Raw genomic sequence first — 22,432 nt, 5'->3', positions numbered from 1 at the left:
GCGGCACGAGGCGCGTCGGACGGGTCCGTGCCGGTGGGCGTCGGCTTGTCGGCCGGCTCTGCGCCAGGGCCCGCGTCACGGGGCTCGGCGGCGTCTTCCGCCTCGTCGGCCTTCGCGGCTCCGTCGGGCCCGTCCGCCGCCCGCTCACCGGCGCCGGTGGCCTCAGCGTCGCCGTCAGCCGTCGCGGGCGCGTCCTCGGCCCCGGACGGCGTGCCGTCGCCCGAGCGGACCCATGCCGCCACCGCGGCCCGCAGACGCGCGTCGCCGCCCGTGTCCGGTCCAGTGCCCTCGGCCTCGGAAGCCTGCGTCGCCGGCGTCTCCGTGGCGGGATCCTGGGCCTCCGAGCCCTCCGGCGTACCGGCATCCCCGGCAGCCTCAGCGGCCTCAGCGGCTCCGCCCTCGCCGGTTTCCGCCCGGGCCGCCGACTCCCTCGCCTTCGCCACGTCCCGTACCGAGAACACGCGTGTCGCCGTGTCCACGCCGCCGCGGGGCTCCGTACCGGCATCGGCGCTCTCGGCGGTGTCCCGGGCCACCGCGAGCCGCGGATCGCGGACCTCGGTCCTCGCCTCGGGAACCGGACCCGCGCTCCCCGACGTCGGTTCTGCCGACGACTCGCGCTGCTTCGACCTGTCGGGGGACTCGCCCGCCACCGATGCCTCCTAAACCGTGAATCCGTGAACCTGTATCCGATCGCCTGCCCAGGGCCACGGTCCACCGCACTGTCCGAACCATGTACCAGTGTCCTGTGTGAGGGCTTGGCTCCTGCGGTAGACGAGAACGACATACCTACCGGTTCCACTACAAACAGGTCACGCACCCTCGACAGACCAATGTGAGAGGGGTCACCCTGTCATTCATCCACGCGGGGAGGCATGGATGGGCAGGAGCCGCAGAACACTTCCGGAGGAGCTTCTGCTGCTGGCGTTGGACCCGACCACGGGTACCACCGCACAGCCGCAGTCGCTCGACCTCGGTCTGGCCGGAGCACAGCTAGTGGAGCTGGCGCTGGCCGGACGGATAGCCCCAGACGGGGATCGTATCGCCGTGGTCGTACCACGGCCGACTGGAGATCCGACATTGGACTGCGCGTTGGAGTTGCTGCGAAGGCGTGGCGCTCCCGTGCGGGCGGTGAACTGGATTGGCGGACCCCGCCTGGGGCTGCGCCAGACCTACCTCTCGCATCTCGAGCGGTGCGGCATGGTGCATGCCGTCGCCGGTCAGATGTGCGGGGTGTTGCCGACGACTCGCTATCAGGCGACGGACAACGCCATCAGCCGGGAGATCAGGTCCCGGCTGGACTCGGCGATCCGCACCGGCGTCCCGCCGGACCCGCGGACCGCGGCGCTGGCCGCCCTGGCCCACGCGGTCGGCCTCGGCAAGCACCTGTACCCGGGCAACGAGGGGCGTTCCTCTCGATCCCGGCTGCGGGATCTGATCAGGCACGACCCCATGGGCGGTCTCGTCGCGCACGCCGTGATGGACGTCCAGAACGGTGTGGCGGCGCAGCCACGCCGTAGCCCCGCCCCTGCGCCCGGCCGTCCGGCCGCGGCCGGTGGCAGGGCAGCAGCGGAACCCGCTCGCGGTGTTCCGGTGCAACCGCGCCACGGTTCCATGGCGCGTGTCGTGGCCCACTGAGCCGCAGTTCCACGACACCGCCGCGGGAACCGAGCCGCACCACGCAACTCCGGCGTATCCGAAACCCGGTATCGGGAGCCGCTGGTCCGCGCGGGGCGGCGGGACCGTGTGTCCGGACGACACCACGGTCCCGCCGTCCCGCGCGCTTTTTTTGCCCTCACGCACTCTCAACGGCCCACCGGTCATCGCCGTTCACCGCCGTTCACCGCGAACCGGCGCCTGCGCAGCGCATATCCACGGTTTCCCAGCGGTAGAAAGCACCTTGGTGGCAGTCTGCTCAACAGCAGATACGCAAAGTGGCAATTTTCGAAGGCACGCAGCCGGAGGTGCACGTTCTCGTGGCGACCAATGTCAACCCCACCGTCAGGCGGCGCCGGCTGGGCCAGGAGCTGCGCCGGCTCCGCGAGCTCAAGGGCATGACCGCCGAAGAGGTCGCCGAACGGCTGCTGGTGTCGCAGTCGAAGATCAGCCGTCTGGAGAACGGGCGGCGCAGCATCAGCCAGCGCGACGTCCGCGATCTGTGCGGGGTGTACGAGGTCGAGGACCACCGGATCGTCGACTCGCTCATGCAAATGGCCAAGGACAGCCGCCAGCAGGGCTGGTGGCACTCCTTCGGCGACATTCCCTACAGCGTCTACATCGGGCTGGAGACGGACGCGGCGAGTCTGCGGGTGTACGACCCCCAGGTCGTCCCGGGGCTGTTGCAGACCCGTACGTACGCCGAGTCCCTCATCTCCGGCGCGCTGCCCGAGGCGACGCCGACCGACATCGACAAGCGCGTGCAGGTGCGCCTGCGCCGACAGGAACGTATCTCTGCCACCGACAACCCGCTGCGGCTGTGGGCGGTGCTCGACGAGGCGACGCTGCGCCGGGAGGTCGGGAACCGGCAGGTGATGATCGAGCAGTTGGAGCATCTGATCGAGATGTCCCAGCTGCCGCATGTCACCGTGCAGTTGATCCCGTTCACGATGGGCGCGCACCCGGGGGTCAGCGGGCAGTACGCGATCCTGGAGTTCCCGGACGCCGCCGACTCCAGCGTGGTCTACATCGAGGGCGTGACCAGCGACCTGTATCTGGAGAAGGCGCAGGACGTGCAGAAGTACAGCGTGATGTATGAGCATTTGCGGGCACAGGCCCTGAACGCGGACCAAAGCCGGGAATTCATCTCGAACATCGCGAAGGACTACGCACGCGAGGCCGCTCTGTAAGGCGGGCGCCGAAAGGTACACCTAAGTCCGGCCGTGATGGAAGACCCCACTGGAATATGCCACTCGGCCGGGTGAATACCTTCCCCGCACTCCGATGTTGGCGAGTAGCGTCGATCACGCCATCGAGGCAACAACGTTGGCGCAAACCGTGTCGTGCAGACGGAGACAAACGCACCGCACGGTGACAGCAACTCAGCAACTGGCTATCGGAGCGAACATGGCAATCAAGCAGGGCGTCACGGGCGAGTGGGTCAAGTCCTCCTACTCCCAGGGCAATGGCGCGTGCGTCGAGATCAAGTCCCCCGTCCTCGCGGCGATGGCCGTCCGGGACTCGAAGGTCACGGACGGCCCCACCCTGGCTTTCCCCGCGGACGCGTGGACCGCTTTCGTCGGCTCGGTCAAGGCGTAGGACGACCGAGTGATCAAACAGCAGTGACCCATCAGTACTACTCAACTGCACAAGCACCACTGAAGAGCCCTCTCGTCCAGCTCGCCGTCCTTGCCGAGGGGGCTCGGCTTGTGCCCTGACCCGGGCTTCAGCGCAGCCTGTCCACGTACGTGTCCGTCCCGGGCACCGTCGGGACGAACGGCGCGACCAGTTCGACCCGCCCCAGGCCCGCCTCCGCCACCGGCCCGTCCAGGCCCGTGAAGTACGCCTCCCAGCACTCCCGCGGATCGGCCTCCAGGAACCACAGCAGGGTCAGCCGGGTGTCGACGCCCTCGACCTGCTTCACGTACGTCATACGGTCGCCCGGCAGGGGCGTCGGCCGGAAGACGGTCACCATCGCCACCGGTGACCCGGCGACGCGCTTCGGCAGGTGACGGGAGCGCAGCCACTCCAGCAACTCCGCCCGCTGCTCGGCCGACTCGGCGTCGACGACCTCCATCACCAGGCCCGCGTAGGGGTGGTCGAGGGCGTGGAAGTCGCGGGGGCCCGCCGCCCCGTCCCGGTACACGGTCGCCTCGTGGTCCTGGAACGCGGTGAAGACATGGGTGCGGTCCTGGTAGACCCGGCCGTCCCGGTTGAGGCGCTTGTTGATCCCGACGGTCCACTTCATGTGGTCGGCGTAGCGGCCGTCCGTGATCCAGTACGTCGAGAGGTAGCACCCGGCGGTGACCGGCTGGGCGACCGCCGACTTCTCGGGGTAGCGCAGGAGTTGGAGGTCCCGGGTGGCGACCCAGCGGCGCCCGGCGTACATCCAGGGCATCGCCATCGCGCCGGCGTAGTAGTGGTCGTCCTCGTACCAGCGGTTGTACGCGTACTCATGGCCCGGATGCGGTTCGACCATGGTGATCAGGGCGTGGCCCGGGTGGACTCCGTACGGTCCTACGGCGGCCAGCTCGGCGTACGTCTCGCTGCGGGTGTCGTCGCTCATGCGGTTCCCCTTTCCTCCGGTCGCCCTTACTCTGACGCCCCGTCAGATAATGCGCCAGAGTCGGAGTCGAGCCGCCGGAGGGTCATCGATGTCATCACTGCTCTCAGGGAAGACCGTCGTGGTGTCGGGCGTCGGGGCCGGTCTCGGTCATCAGGTCGCCGCGGCCGTCGTCCGGGACGGCGGGAACGCCGTGCTCGGGGCGCGTACGGAGGCGAACCTGGCGAAGTCCGCGTCCGACATCGACCCGGACGGGGCGCACACCGCGTACCGGGCGACGGACATCACCGACGAGCGGCAGTGCGCGGCGCTGGCGGAGTTGGCGGTGGAGCGGTTCGGGCGGATCGACGCGGTGGTCCATGTGGCCGCCTGGGACAGCTACTTCGGCGGGATCGAGGACGCCGACTTCACCACCTGGCAGTCGGTGATCGACGTGAACCTGCTGGGGTCGCTGCGGATGACCCGGGCGTGCCTGCCGGCACTGAAGGGCTGCGGAGGCTCGGTGGTGTTCATCGGGACGCAGTCCTCGGTGGCGGCGCCCTCGCAGGTGCGTCAGGCGGCGTACGCGGCCTCGAAGGGGGCGCTGACGAGCGCGATGTACTCGCTGGCGCGGGAGCTCGGGCCGTACCGGATCCGGGTGAACACGGTGCTGCCGGGCTGGATGTGGGGGCCGCCGGTGCAGGCGTACGTCCAGTTCACCGCGCACACGGAGGGGGCGGAGGAGGCCGACGTGCTCAAACGGCTGACGGACCGGATGGCGCTGCCCGATCTCGCGACGGACGGGGATGTGGCGGATGCGGCGGTGTTCCTGGCGTCGGACCGGGCACGATCCATCACGGGACAGTCCTTGCTGGTCAACGCCGGGGAGCTGATGCGGTGATGTTCATGTAGGTGAACGCAGGCCATCATCTCGAATGAATTTACCTCCCCTTGACCTTACGCCTGCTTGTCGTGTTCACGCGGGAGCGCCCACGATGAGCGCCGGGTCGACCCTGGGAGGGCGCACATGAACGGTCTCGACTGGACCGTGCTCATCGGCTATTTCGGCGTGATGGTGGCCATCGGCGTCTGGTCGCACAAGCGCGTGGACAACGTCAGCGACTTCTTCACCGCCGGCGGCAAGATGCCCTGGTGGCTCTCCGGCATCTCGCACCACATGTCGGGCTACAGCGCGGTGATGTTCACGGGCTACGCGGGCATCGCGTACACCTACGGCGTCACCTCCTTCGTCACCTGGTCCTTCCCCATCGCTCTCGGCATCGCGATCGGCTCGAAACTCTTCGCGCCGCGCATCAACCGGCTGCGCTCCAGGCTCCATGTGGCCTCCCCGCTGGAGTACCTGAAGAACCGCTACGACCTCAAGACCCAGCAGGCGCTGGCCTGGTCCGGCATGCTGCTGAAGATCGTGGACGTGGGCGCGAAGTGGGCGGCGATCGCGACCCTGTTGTCGGTCTTCACGGGCATCTCCCTGAACCAGGGCATCCTCATCACCGGCTGCATCACCGCCGTCTACTGCACGATCGGCGGTCTGTGGGCGGACGCGCTGACCGAACTCGGCCAGTTCATCATCCAGTTGCTGGCCGGTGTGGCCATGCTGATCGCCGTGGTCCTGGAGCTGAACGACAAGGGCATCGGCTTCTGGGGCGCCTGGGACGAGCCGCAGCTGAAGGGCCACGGCGAACCGCTGGTGGGCCCCTACGGCACGGTCTTCCTCCTCGCCTTCCTCTTCATCAAGCTCTTCGAGTACAACGGCGGCATGCTCAACCAGGCCCAGCGCTACATGGCCACGGCGAGCGCGTACGAGGCGGAGCGGTCGGCGCGGCTGTCGGCGGCGCTGTGGCTGGTCTGGCCGGTGGTCCTCTTCATCCCGATGTGGCTGTCCCCGCTGCTGGTGCAGTCGCAGAAGCCGGACGGTTCGGACGCCTACGGTCTGATGACCGAACAGCTCCTGCCCCACGGCCTGTTGGGCCTGGTCATCGTCGGCTTCTTCTCCCACACGATGGCGATGTGCTCCTCCGACGCCAACGCGATCGCGGCCGTCTTCACCCGTGACTGCGCGCCGGTGGTCTGGCGCCGCGCCCGCACCTGGACGGAGGGGCAGGGTCTGCGGGTCGCCCGCATCACCACGGTCGTCTTCCTCGGCCTGTCCATGGCGGCGGCGACGCAGGTCAACTCCCCCACCTTCAAGGACATCATCACCGTCGTCATCAAGTGGGTCGCCGGTCTGATGGGCCCGATGGCCATCCCGATGATGCTGGGCCTGCTCCGCCCGTTCCGCCGCTCGGGCCCCACGGCGGCGCTCACCAGCTGGTCGATGGGTCTGCTGGCCTTCTGGCTGGTGAACTACCCGATCAACTGGAACGTGGACGGCGGAGTCCCGCTCCAGTACCAGGTCTCGATCCCGCTCGCGGTCTCCCTGGTCCTCTACATCCTGATCGGCTTCCTCAAGCCGGAGGACACCCCGGAGCGGCTGGCGATCATCGAGAAGATCAACACGGACGGGGATGGCGCGACGGCGGCGGCGATCCCGACCCCGGCGGGCCCCGCGGACCGTATGCCGGTGAAGGACTAGGGCCTGTCCGGCGGCTAGCCCCGCGGATACCGGGCCAGCCACCCCGGCGACGACCCTGCCGGACCGTGCAGCGCGGGCCCCTGGGTCATCTCCATCGCGAAGTCGTCGGCCAGCTCCAGCAGCGTGGGACGGCCCTCCAGCTCGGCCAGCCAGGCCGGGGGGAGGGCCGTTTCGCCGTGCAGGGCGCCGAGGAGGCCGCCGGTGAGGGCGCCGGCCGCGGCGGCGGGCCCGTCGTGGTTGACGGCCAGGCAGAGCCCGTGCCGTACGTCCTCGCTGACGAGCGCGCAGTAGACGGCGCCGGCGAGCAGCCCCTCGGCGGTGCCGGCCCCGATGAGCTCCCCGACCCTCGCGGGCGTCGGCATCCCCTGCCGTACGGCGCCCAGCGCGTGCTGCAAGGCGTCCGAGACGGGCTGGTGTCCTGGCCGGGCGGCGATGAGGGCGAGGGTCTGCTGGACGGCCGCGTCCAGGCTCTCGCCGCGGGCCAGCCCGTGGACGATCGCGGCGTACGCGCCCGCCGCGAGGTAGCCGACGGGGTGCCCGTGGGTCTGTGCCGCGCACTCCACGGCGAGCTGCACGACGAGCTGCGGCTCCCACCCGACGAGCAGCCCGAAGGGCGCGGACCGGGCGGCGGCCTCGGCCCCGGCCTCACCGGGGTTCTTGGGGGTGTCGAGGGTGCCCATGTTCTCGTCGCCGAACCCGATGAGGAGTGAGCGCGCGGGATCCCGGCGCGCGTACAGCCACTCCTCCCTCGCCAGCCACCCGTCGTCCTTGCGCCGCTCGTCGGGCCCCCAGTCCCGCTGGGTGGCGGCCCACCGCAGATAGGCGCGGTGCAGATCGGTGGGCGGATGCCAGGCGCCGGTGTCACGGCGGACCTGGGCACGTATGAGCCCGTCCACGGAGAACAGTGTCAGCTGGGTGAGATGGGAGACGGCCCCGCGCCGCCCGTACCCGGGGACGAGATCGACGATCCCCTCAGCCCCGTACGCCTCCCGGATCTCCTCCAGCGAGAGCCCGTCCACCGGTGCCCCCAGCGCGTCCCCGACGGCGGCCCCGAGCAGCGTGCCCCGCACCCGGCTCCGGAAGTCCTGCTGCTCGACGCGGCCCCAGACGGCCCCGGCTGTCACACCCACCAAGACCTCCCGTGACGACCGTCCGCGCATACGACAGCTCAGCACTGTAATCGACCGGGAACGGTCGGTTCAGGGCGCGTAACGGTATGCGGGGTGTGCCCGGAGTGGTCGTTATTGGGCTTGGGTGGTCAGGTATCGCCCGTACCAGGCGAGGCATCCCTCAACGCCCACTCCGTATGACGCGCCCCCTCCAGACAGTCGGTGATCAGGGCGGCGTCCGCGCCCGGGCTCGCTTGCAGTTCCCTGAGGATCGACGCCAGGGCCGCCAGCTCCAGCCAGTCGGGGTTCAGGGCCAGTACCTCCGCGAGGCCCTGTTCGGCGGTGGGGCGGTCGGTGAGGGCGCAGCCCGTGAAGCAGTGGGCCTGGGCCCGTTCCAAGGGGGTCAGGGTGGTGTCCTCCCGTGCCACACGGGCCAGGTCCTGCCAGAGCGAGGCCGCTGCCGACAGGCCCTCCGACCGGCTCACGGTCAGCGCCAGCTCGAACGTGCCCGCGAGCGGCTCGTCGCCCTCGCGGAGACGTTCGGCGACACGGCGGGCCTCGGCCCAGCGACCCGCGTGGCGGTGGAATTCGCCGGCCAGGTCGTCCAGGTCATCGGTGAGGCGGGCCTCGGCTTCGGCCCAGCGCTCGCACAGCATCAGCAGCTCGACGGATGTACGCCGGGCCCAGTTGGGTTCCGTCTCCAGGGACACACAGCGGTCGAGGTCCGCCAGGGCCTGATCCGTGCGGCCCGTGGCGAGGCCCACGCGGGCGCGCTGACCGTACGCCCAGCCGTAGTCGGGGGACAGGGCGAGGGCCCGGTCCAGGTGCCGGACGGCCTCCGTGTGGTCGGCGCGGGCGCGGTGGACCGCGCCCAGGATCGCCCAGGAGCTGGCGTCCTCGGGTTCCTGCTCCAGGCAGCGGCGCAGCGCGGCGGTCGCCTCGTCGTGGCGGCCCGCGTCCAGGTACTCCGAGCCGAGTTCGCGGCGGATCCACATCGCGTCCGGGGCCGCCGCCACGGCCGCCTCCAGGTCGGCGAAGTGACCCGCCTCGTCGCCGTTCACGTACTTCGCCCGGGACCGCATGACCAACGCCCAGGCGTAACCGGGCCGCAGCGCGATCGCACGGTCGAGATCCGCCTCGGCCTCCTCCGCCCGGCCGAGTTCGCCCAGCGCCGCGCCCCGGCTCGCCCAGGCCGAGGCGTGGTCGGGGTCCAGGGCGACCGCGCGGCCCAGCTCGGTCACCGCGTCCTCGTGACGGCCGGCGAGACGGTAGGAGTCGCCCCGCTCCGAGGCGACCCAGGCCGCGTCGGGGGCCCGGGTGACGGCGAGGTCGAAGTCGGCGAAGGCTTCCGTCACCTCCCCTCTGCTGCGGCGCAGTCGGGCCCGGCGGACCAGGGTCCAGAGGTCGTCGTCGATGGCGAGGGAGCGGTTGAAGTCGGCGAGGGCCTCGTCGTACCGGCCGAGGACGTGCCGGCACACCGCCCGCCCGGTGAGGGCGCCCGCGTCGGTCGGGTCGAGGGCGAGGGCGCGGTCGAAGTCGGCGAGGGCCTCGTCGTAGCGGGCCGCCAGGCGGTAGGTCTCGGCGCGCTCGGCGATGATCCAGCCGGTGTCGGGGGACAGGGCGTCGGCGCGGTCGAAGGCCGTCAGGGCGGCCGGGTGGTCGTCCATGAGCTGGAGGGTGAGGCCTCGGCCGTAGTGGGCGAGGACTGTCGCGGGGTCCAGCTCGATCGCCCGGTCGTACTCCTCCAGGGCCCGCCCGTACTCCCCCTCGTGACGCCAGTCTCGGCCCCGCAGCGCGTGCGCCGCCGCCCGGCCGCGCGGGTCCAGGCCCGGCCGGGTCAGGAGCAGGTCCAGCGCACGGGCCGGACCGGCCTCGGTGTCGAGCGCCTCACCCAACTCCCGTCCCCAGTCGGCCGCCTGGGCGTGGTCCATGACGTCGCCCGCGTCCTGGAGCATGCGGGCCCAGCGGCGCCCCTCGGCCTCGTCCTCGCGGCAGGCCTCGACGAACAGCCGCAGCGCGTCGGCGAGGGCGGCGGCGGGGCGGGCGCAGAGCCGGTGGTACGTCTCCTCCAGGCGCAGGGCGCGCCACTCCTCGTCCGCCCAGAGGACGTCGCCGTCCCGTCCGTCCGCCACGTCCTCGCGCCACTCGGCGAACGCCGCCGCAAGCCGCCGGTGCCGCTCCCGCCACCGCTGCGGATAGTGCAGCCGCTCCTGCCGCAGCATCGGCTCCCGTACGACGTCGTGGTACCGGACGCGTCCGCCGCGCTCCCCCACGAAGGGCAGTGCCCGCAACCACCGGTACTGGGCGTCGAGTTCACCGTCGGGGAGGCCGACCAGGACCCGGAAGACGTCGCCGTCCAGCCAGCGCGGCAGTGCGCAGACGCGGGCGACGTCATGGCGGACCTCGGGCTCGGCCCGCAGGAACCGCTGCACGGCGTCGGCGCTGGGGTCCTCGACCTGCTCGGGTCCGTCGGGCCGCTTCTCGGCGAGGGTCGACACGAGGACGGGCAGCCCTCCGGTCACCCGCAGCACCTCGGCGACCACGGGTTCGGCCACCACCCCTTTCCCGGCGAGGAGCTGACGCGTCTCTGCGTCGGTGAAGGGGGTCAGCGGCAGCTCCACGGCACCGTGCCCGTGGCCGGCCGGCAGAGGCAGTTGCCCTGCGGTGACGACGACGGCCGTGTCCGGCAGACCACCGTGCTCGTCGCCCTTCCGGAACAGACCGTCCAGCCACGGGTCCAGGTACGGCCCGGTGCGCTCGTAGGTGTCGAAGAACAGGACGATCCCCGGTACGGCGGAGGCGGCGGCGCGCAGTTCACGCAGCAGGACCGGGGTGAGCGCGGCCTCCGGGTGCAGGACGAGGTCGATGTCCTCGGCGTTGCGGAAGCGGGCGCTGAGACCGGCCCGCAGCCGGTCGGCGCCCTGCGCGATCAGATCGGCGGGCAGCGCCCGGGTCAGCAGAGCGGACCCCGGTACGGCGGTCTCCAGCGCGCCCATGCCCAGTTGGACGGCGGCCCGGCTCCCGGCGGACGCGGGTTCCGGCTCCTGCGCGCGCATCGCCGCCTCCGCCTCGCGCCGCCGCTCCCGGTACACGGCCAGCCGGCGCTCCAGCGGTTTCAGTCTCCGTCCCTGCACCGCGAACTGACGGCAGATCACCTCCAGCGCGTCCGGCACGCTTCCGGTGTCCTCGTCGACGTACGCGGTGAGCGCTCCGTTGTCCCGGGCGAGCCGCTTCAACTCCTCGACCAGGAAGGTCTTTCCGACACCGGAGTCGCCGCGCACATGGAAGCGGCGGCGGCGGTCCGGGTCGTCCGGTGACAGGTCCAAGTTCCTCAGGAACAGGGCCCGTTCAGCTTCCCGGCCGACAAATCCACCCTCATCCGGCTCACGTCCAGACGGCTGCGCCATCCCCCGTACGTCCCCTCGTCCGTCCCTCGTCGTGGCGACTCCCCTTCATTCTGGCTCAATGCGTACGGCGCGACTTCACCCCCGCAGGGAAAAATGATCGCCATGGCCACCACACCCCCACGCAGCGCACTCCACCTCACCAGCACCCTCCTCACCGCGACCGTCGCCCTGTACATGGCCCTCGTGGCCTTCGGGAACATCACGGACTTCGGGACGAACCAGCAGTTCGTGCGGCATGTCCTCGCGATGGACACGACCTTCAAGGACGACGACCTGATGTGGCGGGCCGTCACCAGCAAGGGACTTCAGGACGCGGCGTACGTCGCGATCATCGTCTGGGAGACGGTGGCCGCGCTGGTACTGGTCTTCGGCACCTGGCTCTACGCCCGGCGCGACGATCCGCGCGCCCGGCGCTTTACGACGTACGGACTGCTCATGGTGCTGCTGCTCTTCGGCGCCGGGTTCATGGCGATCGGCGGGGAGTGGTTCTCGATGTGGCAGTCGGCGGACTGGAACGGGCTCGACGCGGCGCTGCGGGTGTTCGTGCTGAGCGGGGTGGCGCTGATCGTCGTACAGCTGCCTGCCGCGGCGCGGGACGCCTGAGTCAGGTCAGTCCGCGCTCGCGTCTGCGCCGGATCTCGGCGATCCGCTCGCGGACGTGATCCGGCGGCAGTTGTGCCGCCAGCCTCGCCAGTTCCTCGAAGCTCGACAGATAGTTTCCGCCGCCCGGCCCGCGCAGTTCCCGCTCGCGGGCCACGAACGGCCGGATCGCCTCCCACACCGAGAGAATCCGGGTCCGCAGGACCGTGACCAGCAGGGTTTCGTCGAGCAGTCCGAAGACCGCCAGGTTGGCGAAGGACTGGTAGTAGTACACGACGCTGTAGAAGGAGGTCCTGGCCTCGTCGGGCAGCCCGCGCACCCCGGCCGCCGGGTCGTTCTCGGCCCCCAGCCGCAGCGTGACGTAGTCGTGGTGCCCGTGGAACTCCACCGACCGGAACTCCGCGAGCAGGTCGACCATCACGGATATGTGGTTGGCGTGCTTCGCGGTCCGGGCCTGCCGGGCGCTGAAGACGACGGAGGTCACCACGGCGACGACCGCGATGGCCGTGGTGACGATGTTGAAGACGACAGAGCTGTCCATCCGGTCACCGTACGGAGCCGGACGGGTCAAGTGCACGCCATGCGCGGCTACTTGACCACGACCACCGCCGTGCCGGTCTCGCCGAACGTCCACAGCGCCGACCCGTCCGCCTTCTTCATGCGGATACCGCCGGTCTGGGTGCCGGCCGCGGCCGGGGGCGGTGAGGAGCCGTCGACGGCGTTGGAGAAGGCGATGTTGCGGCCGGACTTCGCGGCGAAGTAGACGACGTGCTCGATCTCGACGCCGTCGGAGCCGGTGATCGGGTCCCCGGAGCGGGTCCCGACCGTGTAGTCGCCCGGGTCCGGGGAGACCGTCCCGGGCCACACCGCGAAGGTGCGGCGGGCCGCGTCGCTCGCGTCGACCAGCCACACCCGCTTCGCGGCGAGCGAGTAGACGATCCGGCGCCCGGTGCCCGAATCCTCCGGCACCGCGGTCGCCGCCGGCTTCGTCGGCCCGGCCGAGGGCCGCGCGGACGCCGAGGCGGTCGGGCGGGTGGCCGTGGCCTCGGGCTTCGCGCCCTGGTCCGCTTGGACGGCGAGAGCGGCGACCACGGCTATCGCTCCCACCGTCAGACCGGTCACCCAGACCTTCGAGGCAGGCACGGCACGTATCTCCTCAGCTCACCGATCAGCTCACCAACAGGGTCGGATCATCGTACTGCCGTGCCCTCGCACTCTTTCTCTCAGTCCAGCACCGGCAGCAGCTCCGGCAGATGCCCGTCGGACACCTCCGCCGCCTTCTGCCGCTCCTCCGGGACCTCGCCGTAGAGGGTCGTACGGGGTTTCGCCGGCCGCCCGGCCGCCTCGGCGACCGCGATCAGGTCCTTCACCGACTTGTAGGAGCCGTACGACGAGCCCGCCATGCGCGAGATCGTCTCCTCCATCAGGGTGCCGCCCAGATCGTTCGCGCCCGAGCGCAGCATCTCCGCCGCGCCCTCCGTGCCGAGCTTCACCCAGCTCGTCTGGATGTGGGGGATGTGCGGGTGCAGGAGCAGCCTGGCCATCGCCGTCACCGCCCTGTTGTCCCGCATGGAGGGGCCGGGACGGGCGATGCCCGCGAGGTACACCGGGGCGTTGGTGTGGATGAAGGGGAGCGTCACGAACTCGGTGATGCCGCCCGTCTGCTGCTGGATGCGGGCCAGGGTGCGCAGGTGGCCGAGCCAGTGGCGGGGCTGGTCGACATGGCCGTACATCATGGTCGAGGTCGACGGGATGCCCACCTCGTGGGCCGTCGTGATCACCTCGATCCAGGTCGCCGTCGGCAGTTTGCCCTTGGTCAGGACCCAGCGGACCTCGTCGTCGAGGATCTCGGCGGCGGTGCCGGGGATCGAGTCCAGGCCCGCCTCCTTCGCCGCCGTCAGCCACTCGCGGATGGACAGGCCGGTGCGGGTCGCGCCGTTCACGACCTCCATCGGCGAGAAGGCGTGCACATGCATGCCGGGGACGCGCTCCTTCACCGCCTTGGCGATGTCGAAGTAGGCGGTTCCCGGCAGGTCGGGGTGGATGCCGCCCTGCATGCAGACCTCGACCGCGCCGACCTCCCACGCCTGCTGGGCGCGGTCGGCGACCTGGTCCAGGGAGAGGGTGTAGGCGTCGGCGTCGGTGCGGCGCTGGGCGAACGCGCAGAAGCGGCAGCCGGTGTAGCAGACGTTGGTGAAGTTGATGTTCCGGGTGACGATGTACGTCACGTCGTCGCCGACCGCCGCCCTGCGGACGTCGTCCGCGATGCGGGTGAGGGCGTCCAGCGCCGGGCCGTCCGCGTGCAGGAGCGCGAGGGCCTCGGCGTCCGTGAGCCTGGTCGGGTCGTCGGCCGCCGTCGCCAGCGCCTGGCGTACGTCCGTGTCGATGCGCTCCGGCACCATCCCGGGCGCCGCCGCCTCCCGCAGGGCGCCCCAGTCGCCGTAGACCACGTCGAAGTCGTCGCGGCGGTCGGCCGTACGGCCCTCGGTGTCGATGGTGGTGTGCAGATCGGTGCGGCCGGAGGGGACGAAGACCTCCTCCGGCTCCTGCCAGGGGTGCCCCTCGACGACCGCGTCCTCGCGCGCGAGGCCGGTCTCCGTGTCCGCCAGCGCCCGCACGTGCGGCAGCAGCCGGGGGTCGAGCCAGGGCTCGCCGCGCTGGACGAACTCCGGGTAGACGCAGAGGCGTTCGCGGAGTTCGAAGCCGGCCGCCGCGGACTTCGCCGCCAGTTCCTCGATCTGCGGCCACGGGCGTTCCGGGTTGACGTGGTCGATGGTGAGCGGGGACACCCCGCCCCAGTCGTCGACACCGGCGGCGATCAGACGCTCGTACTCGCTGTCCACGAGGTTGGGCGGGGCCTGGATGTTCCCGGCCGGGCCCATGACCAGGCGGGCCACCGCCACGGCCGCCACCAGTTCGTCCAGCTCCGCGTCCGGCATACCGCGCATCGCGGTGTCCGGCTTGGCGCGGAAGTTCTGGATGATCAGCTCCTGGACACCGTGGTAGGAGCGGGCGACGCGGCGCAGCGCGAACAGCGACTCGGCCCTCTCCTCGTACGTCTCACCGATCCCGATCAGAATCCCGGACGTGAAGGGGACGGAGGAGCGGCCCGCGTCCTCCAGCACGCGCAGGCGTACGGCGGGCTCCTTGTCCGGGGAGCCGTGGTGGGGACCGCCGGGCTCGGACCACAGGCGGGTGGCCGTGGTCTCCAGCATCATGCCCATGCTGGGCGCGACCGGCTTGAGGCGCTGGAAGTCCGTCCAGGACATCACCCCGGGGTTGAGATGGGGCAGCAGGCCCGTCTCCTCCAGGATGCGGATCGAGATCGCGCGGACGTACGCGATCGTGTCGTCGTAGCCGTGCGCGTCGAGCCACTCGCGCGCCTCCGGCCAGCGGTCCTCGGGCTTGTCGCCGAGGGTGATGAGAGCTTCCTTGCAACCGAGCGCCGCGCCCTTGCGGGCGACGTCCAGCACCTCGTCCGGGGACATGAACATCCCGTGGCCGGCGCGGCGGAGCTTGCCGGGGACGGTGACGAAGGTGCAGTAGTGGCATTTGTCCCGGCACAGCCGGGTGAGGGGGATGAAGACGCTCTTCGAGTACGTGATCACGCCGGGGCGGCCCGCGGCCTCCAGACCGGCGTCGCGGATGCGGGCCGCGGTCGCGGTGAGGTCGTCCAGGGCCTCGCCGCGGGCCTGGAGGAGGACCGCGGCTTCGGTGACGTCGAGGGCCACGCCGGTGCGGGCGCGTTTGAGGGCGCGGCGCAGGGAGTTTTCGGTGGGGCCGGTTCCGGTGGCGGAAGTCGTCATTGTTTGAGCATACGTTCGAGGTGATCAGGGGTGGTGTGGTGATCTGCCGGGTGCGGGTGTGGGGGGGCTGGTCGCGCAGTTCCCCGCGCCCCTGAGGGGTTACAGGTACTGGGCGTATTCATCCAGCGTCCGCAGTACCTCCGTCGCCCCCGCCGGGGGCAGCTGCACCACCACCTCCTCGATGCCGAGCTCCGCGTAGTGCGCGAGCTTGCCGGGCGACGGGAAGACCGCGTACGGGACCACCTGCAACCCGCTTGGCTCGCGGCCCGCGTCAGCCCATGACGCCCTCAGTACGGGCAGCGTCTCCGACAGCCCTCGCCCCCCGATCGGCATCCAGCCGTCGGCGTACTCGCAGATGTGGGTGAAGAGCTTCGGGCCGGCGGCGCCGCCGATGAGGGTGCGGGGGCCGAGGACCGGGCCGCGTGGTTTCCGTGCGGGCTTGGGATAGGCGTGCGAGGCCCTGACGCTGCCGAACTCACCCTCGTACGGCGTCGGTTCAGCCGCCCACAGAGCCTGCATCAGTCGCATCCTGTCCCGCACCAGTTCCCGCCTCGTACGCCACTCGACACCGTGGTCCGCCGCCTCTTCCACGTTCCAGCCGAAGCCGAGGCCGAGGGTGAGGCGGCCGCCGGACAGATGGTCGACCGTCGCGATCTGCTTCGCGAGGTCGATCGGGTCGTGCTGGGCGACGAGCGTGATGCCGGTGCCGAGGCCCAGGTTCTCGGTGACGGCCGCCGCCTGGCCGAGGGCGACGAAGGGGTCGAGGGTGCGGCCGTACTCGGGCGGGAGGTCGCCGCCCGCCGGGTACGGGGTGGTCCGCTCGACCGGGATGTGGGTGTGCTCGGGGAGGTAGAGACCGGCGAAGCCCCGCTGCTCCAGCTCACGCGCGAGCCGGGTCGGGGTGATGGTCTCGTCGGTGAGGAAGATCGTGGCGGAGATACGCATGACCGCATCTGTACCGCGCCGGATGCGAGATGTCGATACCGACTGGTCGGCATCAGGGGACGCGCATCGTCGGCCGCCTCTGATTCCCTTTTCTTCCACGGGAGTTCACTCTCCTACCCGAGAGTGGAACGCATGTGTGATGACGAGCACCACATCAGAAGACGCACACTCGTCGTGACGGGAGCCGCCGCCGCACTTACGTTGGGAAGCGTGACCTTCGCTTCAGCGGCGGACGGCGAGGAAGAGACGCGGACGATCCGGGGCACGCTGCCGACCGGGTCCCCCGATTTCGTGTACGTGCCGGTCGAGGTCCCGTCCGGCGTACGGGAGATCAAGGTCGCCTACGCCTACGACCGCCCGGCCGTCCCGGTGGGCACCGCGGGCAACGCCCTCGACATCGGCATCTTCGACGAACGGGGCACCGAGCTGGGCGGCGAGGGCTTCCGGGGCTGGTCGGGAGGGGCCAGGACGGAGTTCTTCATCCGGGCCGACGAGGCGACTCCGGGGTACATCCCGGGGCCGGTGCGCGAAGGCACCTGGTCGATCGCGCTGGGCCCGTACACGGTGGCGCCGCAGGGGCTGTCGTACGAGATCACGGTCACGCTGACGTACGGCGAGCCGGGTGAGGTCGTCGAGCCCGTCTATCCGCCGTCGCGCGCCAAGGGGCGGGGCCGGGCCTGGTACCGAGGTGACTGCCATCTCCACTCCTGGCACTCCGACGGCCGCCGTACCCCCGCCGAGATCGGGGCGCTGGCCCGTGCCGCGGGGCTGGACTTCATCAACACCTCCGAGCACAACACCCATTCCGGGCACCCCCATTGGGCGGACGTGGCGGGTGACGACCTGCTGGTGATGCTGGGTGAGGAGATCACGACGAGGAACGGCCATGTGGTCGCCCTCGGCACGGACCCCGGCACCTTCGTCGACTGGCGCTACCGAGCCCGCGACAACCGCTTCGGCCGTTTCGCCCGCCGTGTCCGCAGGGCGGGGGGTCTGGTCGTACCGGCCCATCCGCATGCCACCTGCGTGGGGTGCGGGTGGCGGTTCGGCTTCGGTGAGGCGGACGCGGTGGAGGTCTGGAACGGGCCCTACACGCCCGACGACGAGGTGGCGCTGGCGGACTGGGACAGCGTGCTGGTCGCGGCCACCCGGGAGGGGCGTGCGTGGCTTCCCGCGATGGGGAGCAGCGACGCGCACCGGGACCCGGACGTGGTGGGCTCACCGCAGACGGTGGTGCTGGCCGACGACCTCACCCGGGAGGCGATCCAGGAGGGCATCCGGGCGGGGCGGTCGTACATCGCCGAGTCCTCTCGGATCTCGCTGGACTTCACGGCGGCCGGCGGCAAGGGCGAACACGCGGGAATCGGCGGCCGGTTGAAGGCGGCCTCGGACACCCCGGTGACCGTCCGGCTCGCGGTGACGGGCGCAGCGCGCTGCACCGTCCGGTTCGTCACCGACCAGGGGGTGCTGTTCACCAGCGCTGCCCTGCCGGTGACCGGCTCCGGGGTGGTGGAGTGGCGGACCACTCCGGCCTACGCGGCGTACGTCCGGGCCGAGGTACGGCACGAGACGGCGGCCGGCCCGCTGCCGGGAGCGTTGGCGGCGCTCACCAACCCGATCTTCCTGGGCAGGTGAGGAGAGGAAAGCGGATGAGGAGGCAGAGGGAGCCCTGGGCGAGGAGGACTTAGGGTCGCCGGCATGATCCTCACCACCGGCCCCGCCTCCCACGACCCGGCGCGTGACGTCCCGGAGCTGGCGCCGTACGCCCGTCCGACGGTACGGCTGCACCCGCGCCGGGGCGCGCCCGGCCCCCGCGACAGCCACCTCGGCGGCCCGCTGTGGTGGCCGGCCGCCGAGGCGTGGCCGTCGTGCGGGGCGCACCGGGACGTGAACGGACGGCAGTTGGGCCCGTACCCGCTGGTCGCGGTGGCCCAGCTGACGGCGGCGGACTTCCCGGAGATCCGCTTCCCGGACGGTACGGACCTGGTGCAGGTGCTGTGGTGCACGGACTGGCACGACCAGCCGCATCCGCAGGGGTGGGGGCAGGCGTGCGTGCTCGTCTGGCGCCGGGCGGACGACGTGACGCGTCCGCTCAGCGAGCGGCCTGACCCCGGTGAGGACGAGGACATGGTCCCGAGGCCGTGCGTACTGCACCCCGAGCGGCTGACGGAGTACCCCTGGCACGAGGAACTCCCACCGGGCCTCGCGGGCCGCCACGAGGCCTGGCTGGAGGAGCGGGGACTGGACGACGACGTCTCGACGGTCCCCGGCTGCAAGCTCGGCGGCAGCATGCGCTGGGGCGTGACGGACCTGCCGGGAGCGCTGGACTGCGGAGAGTGCGGGGCGCCGCTGGAGCTGTTCCTCCAACTGGACACCTACGAGTACGACATGGACGCCGGTGACCGCTTCCGCCCGCTGGAGGAACGGCACTTGGACCCGCGGACCGCAGCGGGCCGGGCGGCGCGTGAGCCGACGGGGATGACGGTCGGGCGGGGCGGGCACGCGGGCCTGTACGTCTGCGCCGCGGACCCTCGCCACCCGGCGTCGCTCTTCACACAGTGACGGATGCGCGCCGCCCCGTTCCTCCCGCCGCCCTACTCCCCGCCTTGCAGGTCCGCCACGACCGCCGCGTGATCCGACGGCCACACCCCGTCCACCGGCCCGTGCCCGGCCCGCCTCACCCCCCTTACCGTGCCCTCGCCGTTCGGGCCCGCCGGGCCCCCTACGTGGATGTAGTCGACGCGGACGCCCGGGCCGAGGCCGGGGTGGACGTAGGGGTTGTCCGGGGTCCAGGTCGCGCCCGCGGTGCCCTGGGCGGCGTACTCCCAGGCGTCGAAGAACACCTGGCCGGGGACGACCGGGGAGGTGCGGGTGCCGCCGAAGAGGCGGATCTCGTCGGAGTCGGGCCAGGCGTTGAAGTCGCCGGTGACGATGGGTGGGTAGGGAGTGTCGTGGCGGTGCGCGGCCACGAACTCGGCCAGGGCCGTGACCTGTTGGCAGCGGATCGCCGAGGCGTGGAGGGGGGAGGTGAGGTGGGTGGTGAAGAAGGGGACCTGTCCTCCCGGGGCGGACAGGCGGGCGCAGAGGGCGAGGCGGCCGTCGTCCAGGTCCGGTGGGGCGGGCAGGCGCAGGACTGCCCGGTCCGTCACCGGCCAGCGGCTCAGTACCGCGGTGCCGATGTCCACGGAGTCGTCGGATATGCGGCGCTGCCAGCGTTCGGGAGCGGGGGACGCCGCCCAGGCGCAGTGCAGGTCCAGTTCGGCGGCCAGCCATTTCGCGAGGTTCTCGCCGGTGCGGCGGTCCGACCAGACCTCCTGCAGGCCGACCACGTCCGGGCGCAGGTCGCGCAGGACGGCGAGAATCGCCTTCTGCCGCTCGGCCCACGGGCCGAAACGCCACCACAGGTTCCATGTCACGACCCGCACGGTCACCCCACCAGCCCCTCCAGCAGACTTGGTGACTATGCCCCGCCACAACGAACGCAAGTATCGAGCCGTCTCCGCCTTTCAGCGCAGGCTCAACGCCGTCATGCGCCGGCTGCCGACCCAGACCCTCCTGGAGACCACCGGCCGCACCTCCGGGCTGCCCCGCCGGACCCCGCTCGGCGGGCGGCGGGTCGGTGATTCCTTCTGGCTGGTCTCGGAGTTCGGGGAGCGGTCGCAGTACGTCCGCAACATCAAGGCCGATCCGCGGGTGCGGGTCCGGCTGCGCGGACGCTGGCACACCGGTGTCGCCCATCTGCTCCCCGACGACGATCCGGTCGCCCGACTGCGCGCTCTGCCCCGGGTGAACAGTGTGGGGGTACGGGCCATGGGGGCGGGGTTGTTGACGGTGCGGGTGGATCTGACCGACTGACCTTCTCTCCGCGAGGCTTCGGGCGTGGCTCAGGTGAGGGCGGTGACCAGCAGGGCGAAGGCCGTGACGATGACGGCGACGCGGACGTAGTGCCAGCGCAGCCAGCGGTTCAGCTGCTGCTTCCAGTCGGCGGGGCGGTTCTCGGCGGTCCACGTCTTGTTCCGGTTGTTGATCGGGACCAGCAGCAGGATCGACATCACCACGCTGAGCATCAGCAGCGCGCCGGCGGTGACGACGAGACCGGTGCCGTCGTGGTGCCGGCCGGCGACGGCCCACACCGCGACGAGGGCGAGCGAGCCGATGTACCAGACCGGCATCACCGCGCCGAGCATCCGGCCGCCGTGGGCGTGGCCCTGCTGGCCGCTGTCCTCCGGAAGGGCGTTGAGTATCGGGTTCATGACGAAGGCGACGGCGAACTCCACCCCCACCATCACGCCGACGACCACGACCGTGACGACCTCGAGCGTGCTGAGCATGACGACCCCCTGCTGAAAACTGGAATCTAGCGTTGCTAGCTGTTGATGCAACGCTAGACCTACTGCCGCTCGATTGTCTAGCGGTGCTAGGATCCAGTTATGTCGGTACAGGAACGCAAGCAGCGCGAACGGGCGGAGCGGGAGCGCCTCATCGTGGCGACGGCCCGCGAACTCGCCGAGCAGCAGGGCTGGGACGCGGTCACCACCCGCCGTCTCGCCGAGCGCATCGAGTACAGCCAGCCCGTCCTCTACAGCCACTTCCGCGGCAAACGGGAGATCATCGGCGCCGTCGCCCTCCAGGGCGCCACCGAGATGGCCGGCGCGCTGCGGGCCGCGACCGCCGCCGCGGACGGTCCGCGCGCCGAGGTCACCGCCCTCACCCGCGGCTACCTCGACTTCGCCGAGCGCAACCCGGCGGTCTACGACGCCCTGTTCCAGCTCGACGGCGGCCTGGCGTACGCGCAGGAGGACACCCCCGAGCCGCTGAAGGACGCCTTCGCCGCGCTGTGGGAGACCCTCGCCGGGGTCGCCGGGGACGGCGTGGAACCGGGGCTGTTCACCGAGCTGTTCTGGGCGTCCCTGCACGGGATCGCGACCCTGACCCGCACGCGAAGGCTGCCACCGAAGGACACCGAGCGGCGGGTGGAGTTGCTGGTCGACCGGCTCGCCGTGCTCTGACGGCGGCCCCGGGAGCCGAGGGCCCGGCTCCCCGTGCGGGAACAAGCCGTCCCTCGGCCGGAGTTGACCTTCGCAGGCAGCTGCGCACCGGCCCGGACGAGGAGGCTTTTCATGACGTCAGCGGTGGTCATCGGGGCGGGACCGGGGATCGGGCTCGCGGTGGCCCGGCGGTTCGCGCGGGAAGGGTTCGATCTCGCGCTCATCGCCCGGAGCAAGGAGACCGTGGCCGCCGCGGTCGAGCGCCTGGACGGCGTACGGGCCCTTCCGCTCATCGCCGACAGCGGCGACGAGACGGCTCTGCGCACCGCCCTCGACACCGCCGCCGCCGATCTCGGCGCCCCGGACGTCGTCGTGTACAACGCGGCCGTCATCCGCCCGGACGCCGTCGGTGAACTCCCCCTGCGCGCCCACCTCGACACCTACGCCGTCAACGTCCTCGGCGCCCTCACCGCCGCCGCGCACACCGCGCCGGGGATGGCCGAGCGCGGCCGGGGGACCTTCGTCGTCACCGGAGGGATGCCCGAGCCGAAGCCGGAGTACGTCAGCCTGTCCCTGGGGAAGGCGGGCGTACGCTCCCTCGTCGATCTGCTCGACCGGCGGTACGGGCCGGCCGGGGTGCACGTCGCCACCATCACCGTGAGCGGGCCGGTCGCGCCGGGCACCGCCTGGGATCCCGACGAGATCGCCGACCACTACTGGCGCCTGCACACCCAACCGCGCGCGGAATGGGAGCGCGAGGTACTCATCTAGACATGGCCCGGCCGGGCC

Annotated in this window: 20 protein-coding genes and 1 pseudogene; 11 read left to right on the top strand and 10 right to left on the bottom strand. The window is 71.3% G+C overall.

Features of this window, described 5'->3' with window-relative positions; translation table 11 throughout:
* Positions 1-650 (bottom strand): annotated as a pseudogene (locus ACIHIX_RS28510) (D-alanyl-D-alanine carboxypeptidase); the annotation flags it as partial.
* 226 nt (positions 651-876) lie between these two features.
* On the opposite strand from ACIHIX_RS28510, the gene ACIHIX_RS28505 reads away from it, so the two are divergent.
* The 3 genes from ACIHIX_RS28505 to ACIHIX_RS28495 all read left to right on the top strand — a co-directional run bounded on the left by ACIHIX_RS28505 (position 877) and on the right by ACIHIX_RS28495 (position 3,252).
* Entirely contained in the window at positions 877-1,635 is a 759-nt protein-coding gene (locus tag ACIHIX_RS28505; protein ID WP_399960992.1) for a GPP34 family phosphoprotein, read from the top strand.
* A gap of 338 nt (positions 1,636-1,973) precedes the next feature.
* Complete coding sequence (locus ACIHIX_RS28500; protein WP_399960990.1) at positions 1,974-2,843, top strand: helix-turn-helix domain-containing protein; 870 nt, start codon at positions 1,974-1,976, stop codon at positions 2,841-2,843.
* A 217-nt stretch (positions 2,844-3,060) separates the two neighbouring features.
* Positions 3,061-3,252 (top strand): DUF397 domain-containing protein, encoded by a 192-nt coding sequence (locus ACIHIX_RS28495; protein ID WP_399960988.1) that lies wholly within the window; start codon positions 3,061-3,063, stop codon positions 3,250-3,252.
* A gap of 127 nt (positions 3,253-3,379) precedes the next feature.
* Here ACIHIX_RS28495 and ACIHIX_RS28490 read toward each other — a convergent pair whose 3' ends face one another.
* Positions 3,380-4,219: a hypothetical protein gene (locus ACIHIX_RS28490; RefSeq protein WP_399960986.1), complete on the bottom strand. Its 840-nt coding sequence runs from the start codon at positions 4,217-4,219 to the stop codon at positions 3,380-3,382.
* Between the two features lie 88 nt (positions 4,220-4,307).
* Here ACIHIX_RS28490 and ACIHIX_RS28485 point away from each other — a divergent pair, with 88 nt between their 5' ends.
* Both ACIHIX_RS28485 and ACIHIX_RS28480 read left to right on the top strand, forming a co-directional pair.
* Positions 4,308-5,096: an SDR family oxidoreductase gene (locus tag ACIHIX_RS28485; protein ID WP_399960985.1), complete on the top strand. Its 789-nt coding sequence runs from the start codon at positions 4,308-4,310 to the stop codon at positions 5,094-5,096.
* A gap of 126 nt (positions 5,097-5,222) precedes the next feature.
* Entirely contained in the window at positions 5,223-6,788 is a 1,566-nt protein-coding gene (locus ACIHIX_RS28480; RefSeq protein ID WP_399960983.1) for a sodium:solute symporter family protein, read from the top strand.
* A gap of 14 nt (positions 6,789-6,802) precedes the next feature.
* Here ACIHIX_RS28480 and ACIHIX_RS28475 read toward each other — a convergent pair whose 3' ends face one another.
* Positions 6,803-7,918: an ADP-ribosylglycohydrolase family protein gene (locus tag ACIHIX_RS28475; protein WP_399960981.1), complete on the bottom strand. Its 1,116-nt coding sequence runs from the start codon at positions 7,916-7,918 to the stop codon at positions 6,803-6,805.
* Between the two features lie 128 nt (positions 7,919-8,046).
* Entirely contained in the window at positions 8,047-11,223 is a 3,177-nt protein-coding gene (locus tag ACIHIX_RS28470) for a tetratricopeptide repeat protein (protein WP_399960979.1), read from the bottom strand.
* A gap of 183 nt (positions 11,224-11,406) precedes the next feature.
* Between ACIHIX_RS28470 and ACIHIX_RS28465 the strand changes: the two genes are divergently transcribed.
* Positions 11,407-11,907 carry a DUF2165 domain-containing protein gene (locus tag ACIHIX_RS28465; protein ID WP_399960977.1) on the top strand — a complete coding sequence of 167 codons (501 nt, stop codon included), beginning with the start codon at positions 11,407-11,409 and terminating at the stop codon, positions 11,905-11,907.
* A gap of 1 nt (position 11,908) precedes the next feature.
* On the opposite strand, the gene ACIHIX_RS28460 is transcribed toward ACIHIX_RS28465, so the two are convergent.
* The 4 genes from ACIHIX_RS28460 to ACIHIX_RS28445 all read right to left on the bottom strand — a co-directional run bounded on the left by ACIHIX_RS28460 (position 11,909) and on the right by ACIHIX_RS28445 (position 16,655).
* The gene (locus tag ACIHIX_RS28460; protein ID WP_399960976.1) at positions 11,909-12,445 is read right to left on the bottom strand and encodes a hypothetical protein; all 537 of its coding nucleotides are present in this window, start codon (positions 12,443-12,445) and stop codon (positions 11,909-11,911) included.
* Between the two features lie 47 nt (positions 12,446-12,492).
* Entirely contained in the window at positions 12,493-13,047 is a 555-nt protein-coding gene (locus ACIHIX_RS28455; protein ID WP_399960974.1) for a hypothetical protein, read from the bottom strand.
* Between the two features lie 80 nt (positions 13,048-13,127).
* A complete protein-coding gene (locus ACIHIX_RS28450) occupies positions 13,128-15,710 on the bottom strand; it encodes a bifunctional FO biosynthesis protein CofGH (RefSeq protein ID WP_399960973.1) in 2,583 nt (860 codons plus the stop codon).
* 99 nt (positions 15,711-15,809) lie between these two features.
* The gene (locus tag ACIHIX_RS28445; protein ID WP_399960971.1) at positions 15,810-16,655 is read right to left on the bottom strand and encodes an LLM class F420-dependent oxidoreductase; all 846 of its coding nucleotides are present in this window, start codon (positions 16,653-16,655) and stop codon (positions 15,810-15,812) included.
* Between the two features lie 132 nt (positions 16,656-16,787).
* On the opposite strand from ACIHIX_RS28445, the gene ACIHIX_RS28440 reads away from it, so the two are divergent.
* Together ACIHIX_RS28440 and ACIHIX_RS28435 are read left to right on the top strand one after the other, a co-directional pair.
* Positions 16,788-18,290 (top strand): CehA/McbA family metallohydrolase, encoded by a 1,503-nt coding sequence (locus tag ACIHIX_RS28440; RefSeq protein WP_399960969.1) that lies wholly within the window; start codon positions 16,788-16,790, stop codon positions 18,288-18,290.
* A gap of 63 nt (positions 18,291-18,353) precedes the next feature.
* A complete protein-coding gene (locus tag ACIHIX_RS28435) occupies positions 18,354-19,217 on the top strand; it encodes a hypothetical protein (protein ID WP_399960967.1) in 864 nt (287 codons plus the stop codon).
* Between the two features lie 32 nt (positions 19,218-19,249).
* Here the strand turns inward: ACIHIX_RS28435 and ACIHIX_RS28430 are convergent, their stop codons facing one another.
* Complete coding sequence (locus ACIHIX_RS28430) at positions 19,250-20,080, bottom strand: endonuclease/exonuclease/phosphatase family protein (protein WP_399961452.1); 831 nt, start codon at positions 20,078-20,080, stop codon at positions 19,250-19,252.
* Positions 20,081-20,117: 37 nt separating this feature from the next.
* Here ACIHIX_RS28430 and ACIHIX_RS28425 point away from each other — a divergent pair, with 37 nt between their 5' ends.
* Entirely contained in the window at positions 20,118-20,510 is a 393-nt protein-coding gene (locus tag ACIHIX_RS28425; RefSeq protein ID WP_399960965.1) for a nitroreductase/quinone reductase family protein, read from the top strand.
* A 29-nt stretch (positions 20,511-20,539) separates the two neighbouring features.
* Here the strand turns inward: ACIHIX_RS28425 and ACIHIX_RS28420 are convergent, their stop codons facing one another.
* Positions 20,540-20,986, bottom strand: coding sequence for an anthrone oxygenase family protein (locus tag ACIHIX_RS28420; protein ID WP_399960963.1), 447 nt, complete (start codon positions 20,984-20,986; stop codon positions 20,540-20,542).
* A gap of 99 nt (positions 20,987-21,085) precedes the next feature.
* On the opposite strand from ACIHIX_RS28420, the gene ACIHIX_RS28415 reads away from it, so the two are divergent.
* Positions 21,086-21,664, top strand: a complete 579-nt coding sequence (locus ACIHIX_RS28415; protein ID WP_399960961.1) for a TetR/AcrR family transcriptional regulator — start codon at positions 21,086-21,088, stop codon at positions 21,662-21,664.
* Positions 21,665-21,775: 111 nt separating this feature from the next.
* Positions 21,776-22,414: an SDR family NAD(P)-dependent oxidoreductase gene (locus tag ACIHIX_RS28410; protein ID WP_399960959.1), complete on the top strand. Its 639-nt coding sequence runs from the start codon at positions 21,776-21,778 to the stop codon at positions 22,412-22,414.
* Positions 22,415-22,432: the final 18 nt, after the last annotated feature.

The sequence above is a fragment of the Streptomyces sp. NPDC051913 genome (assembly GCF_044593635.1).
GTDB lineage: Bacteria > Actinomycetota > Actinomycetes > Streptomycetales > Streptomycetaceae > Streptomyces.
Note: the sequence above shows the minus strand (reverse complement) of the source record. Positions and strands in the feature narration are given on the sequence as shown.

Bases quoted from the DNA above. Each gene is read 5' to 3' on its own strand.
- ACIHIX_RS28505 (WP_399960992.1), top strand. From the start codon at position 877: ATGGGCAGGAGCCGCAGAACACTTCCGGAGGAGCTTCTGCTGCTGGCG.
- ACIHIX_RS28495 (WP_399960988.1), top strand. From the start codon at position 3,061: ATGGCAATCAAGCAGGGCGTCACGGGCGAGTGGGTCAAGTCCTCCTAC.
- ACIHIX_RS28490 (WP_399960986.1), bottom strand. From the start codon at position 4,219: ATGAGCGACGACACCCGCAGCGAGACGTACGCCGAGCTGGCCGCCGTA.
- ACIHIX_RS28485 (WP_399960985.1), top strand. From the start codon at position 4,308: ATGTCATCACTGCTCTCAGGGAAGACCGTCGTGGTGTCGGGCGTCGGG.
- ACIHIX_RS28480 (WP_399960983.1), top strand. From the start codon at position 5,223: ATGAACGGTCTCGACTGGACCGTGCTCATCGGCTATTTCGGCGTGATG.
- ACIHIX_RS28465 (WP_399960977.1), top strand. From the start codon at position 11,407: ATGGCCACCACACCCCCACGCAGCGCACTCCACCTCACCAGCACCCTC.
- ACIHIX_RS28460 (WP_399960976.1), bottom strand. From the start codon at position 12,445: ATGGACAGCTCTGTCGTCTTCAACATCGTCACCACGGCCATCGCGGTC.
- ACIHIX_RS28450 (WP_399960973.1), bottom strand. From the start codon at position 15,710: ATGACGACTTCCGCCACCGGAACCGGCCCCACCGAAAACTCCCTGCGC.
- ACIHIX_RS28445 (WP_399960971.1), bottom strand. From the start codon at position 16,655: ATGCGTATCTCCGCCACGATCTTCCTCACCGACGAGACCATCACCCCG.
- ACIHIX_RS28440 (WP_399960969.1), top strand. From the start codon at position 16,788: ATGTGTGATGACGAGCACCACATCAGAAGACGCACACTCGTCGTGACG.
- ACIHIX_RS28435 (WP_399960967.1), top strand. From the start codon at position 18,354: ATGATCCTCACCACCGGCCCCGCCTCCCACGACCCGGCGCGTGACGTC.
- ACIHIX_RS28425 (WP_399960965.1), top strand. From the start codon at position 20,118: ATGCCCCGCCACAACGAACGCAAGTATCGAGCCGTCTCCGCCTTTCAG.
- ACIHIX_RS28420 (WP_399960963.1), bottom strand. From the start codon at position 20,986: ATGCTCAGCACGCTCGAGGTCGTCACGGTCGTGGTCGTCGGCGTGATG.
- ACIHIX_RS28415 (WP_399960961.1), top strand. From the start codon at position 21,086: ATGTCGGTACAGGAACGCAAGCAGCGCGAACGGGCGGAGCGGGAGCGC.
- ACIHIX_RS28410 (WP_399960959.1), top strand. From the start codon at position 21,776: ATGACGTCAGCGGTGGTCATCGGGGCGGGACCGGGGATCGGGCTCGCG.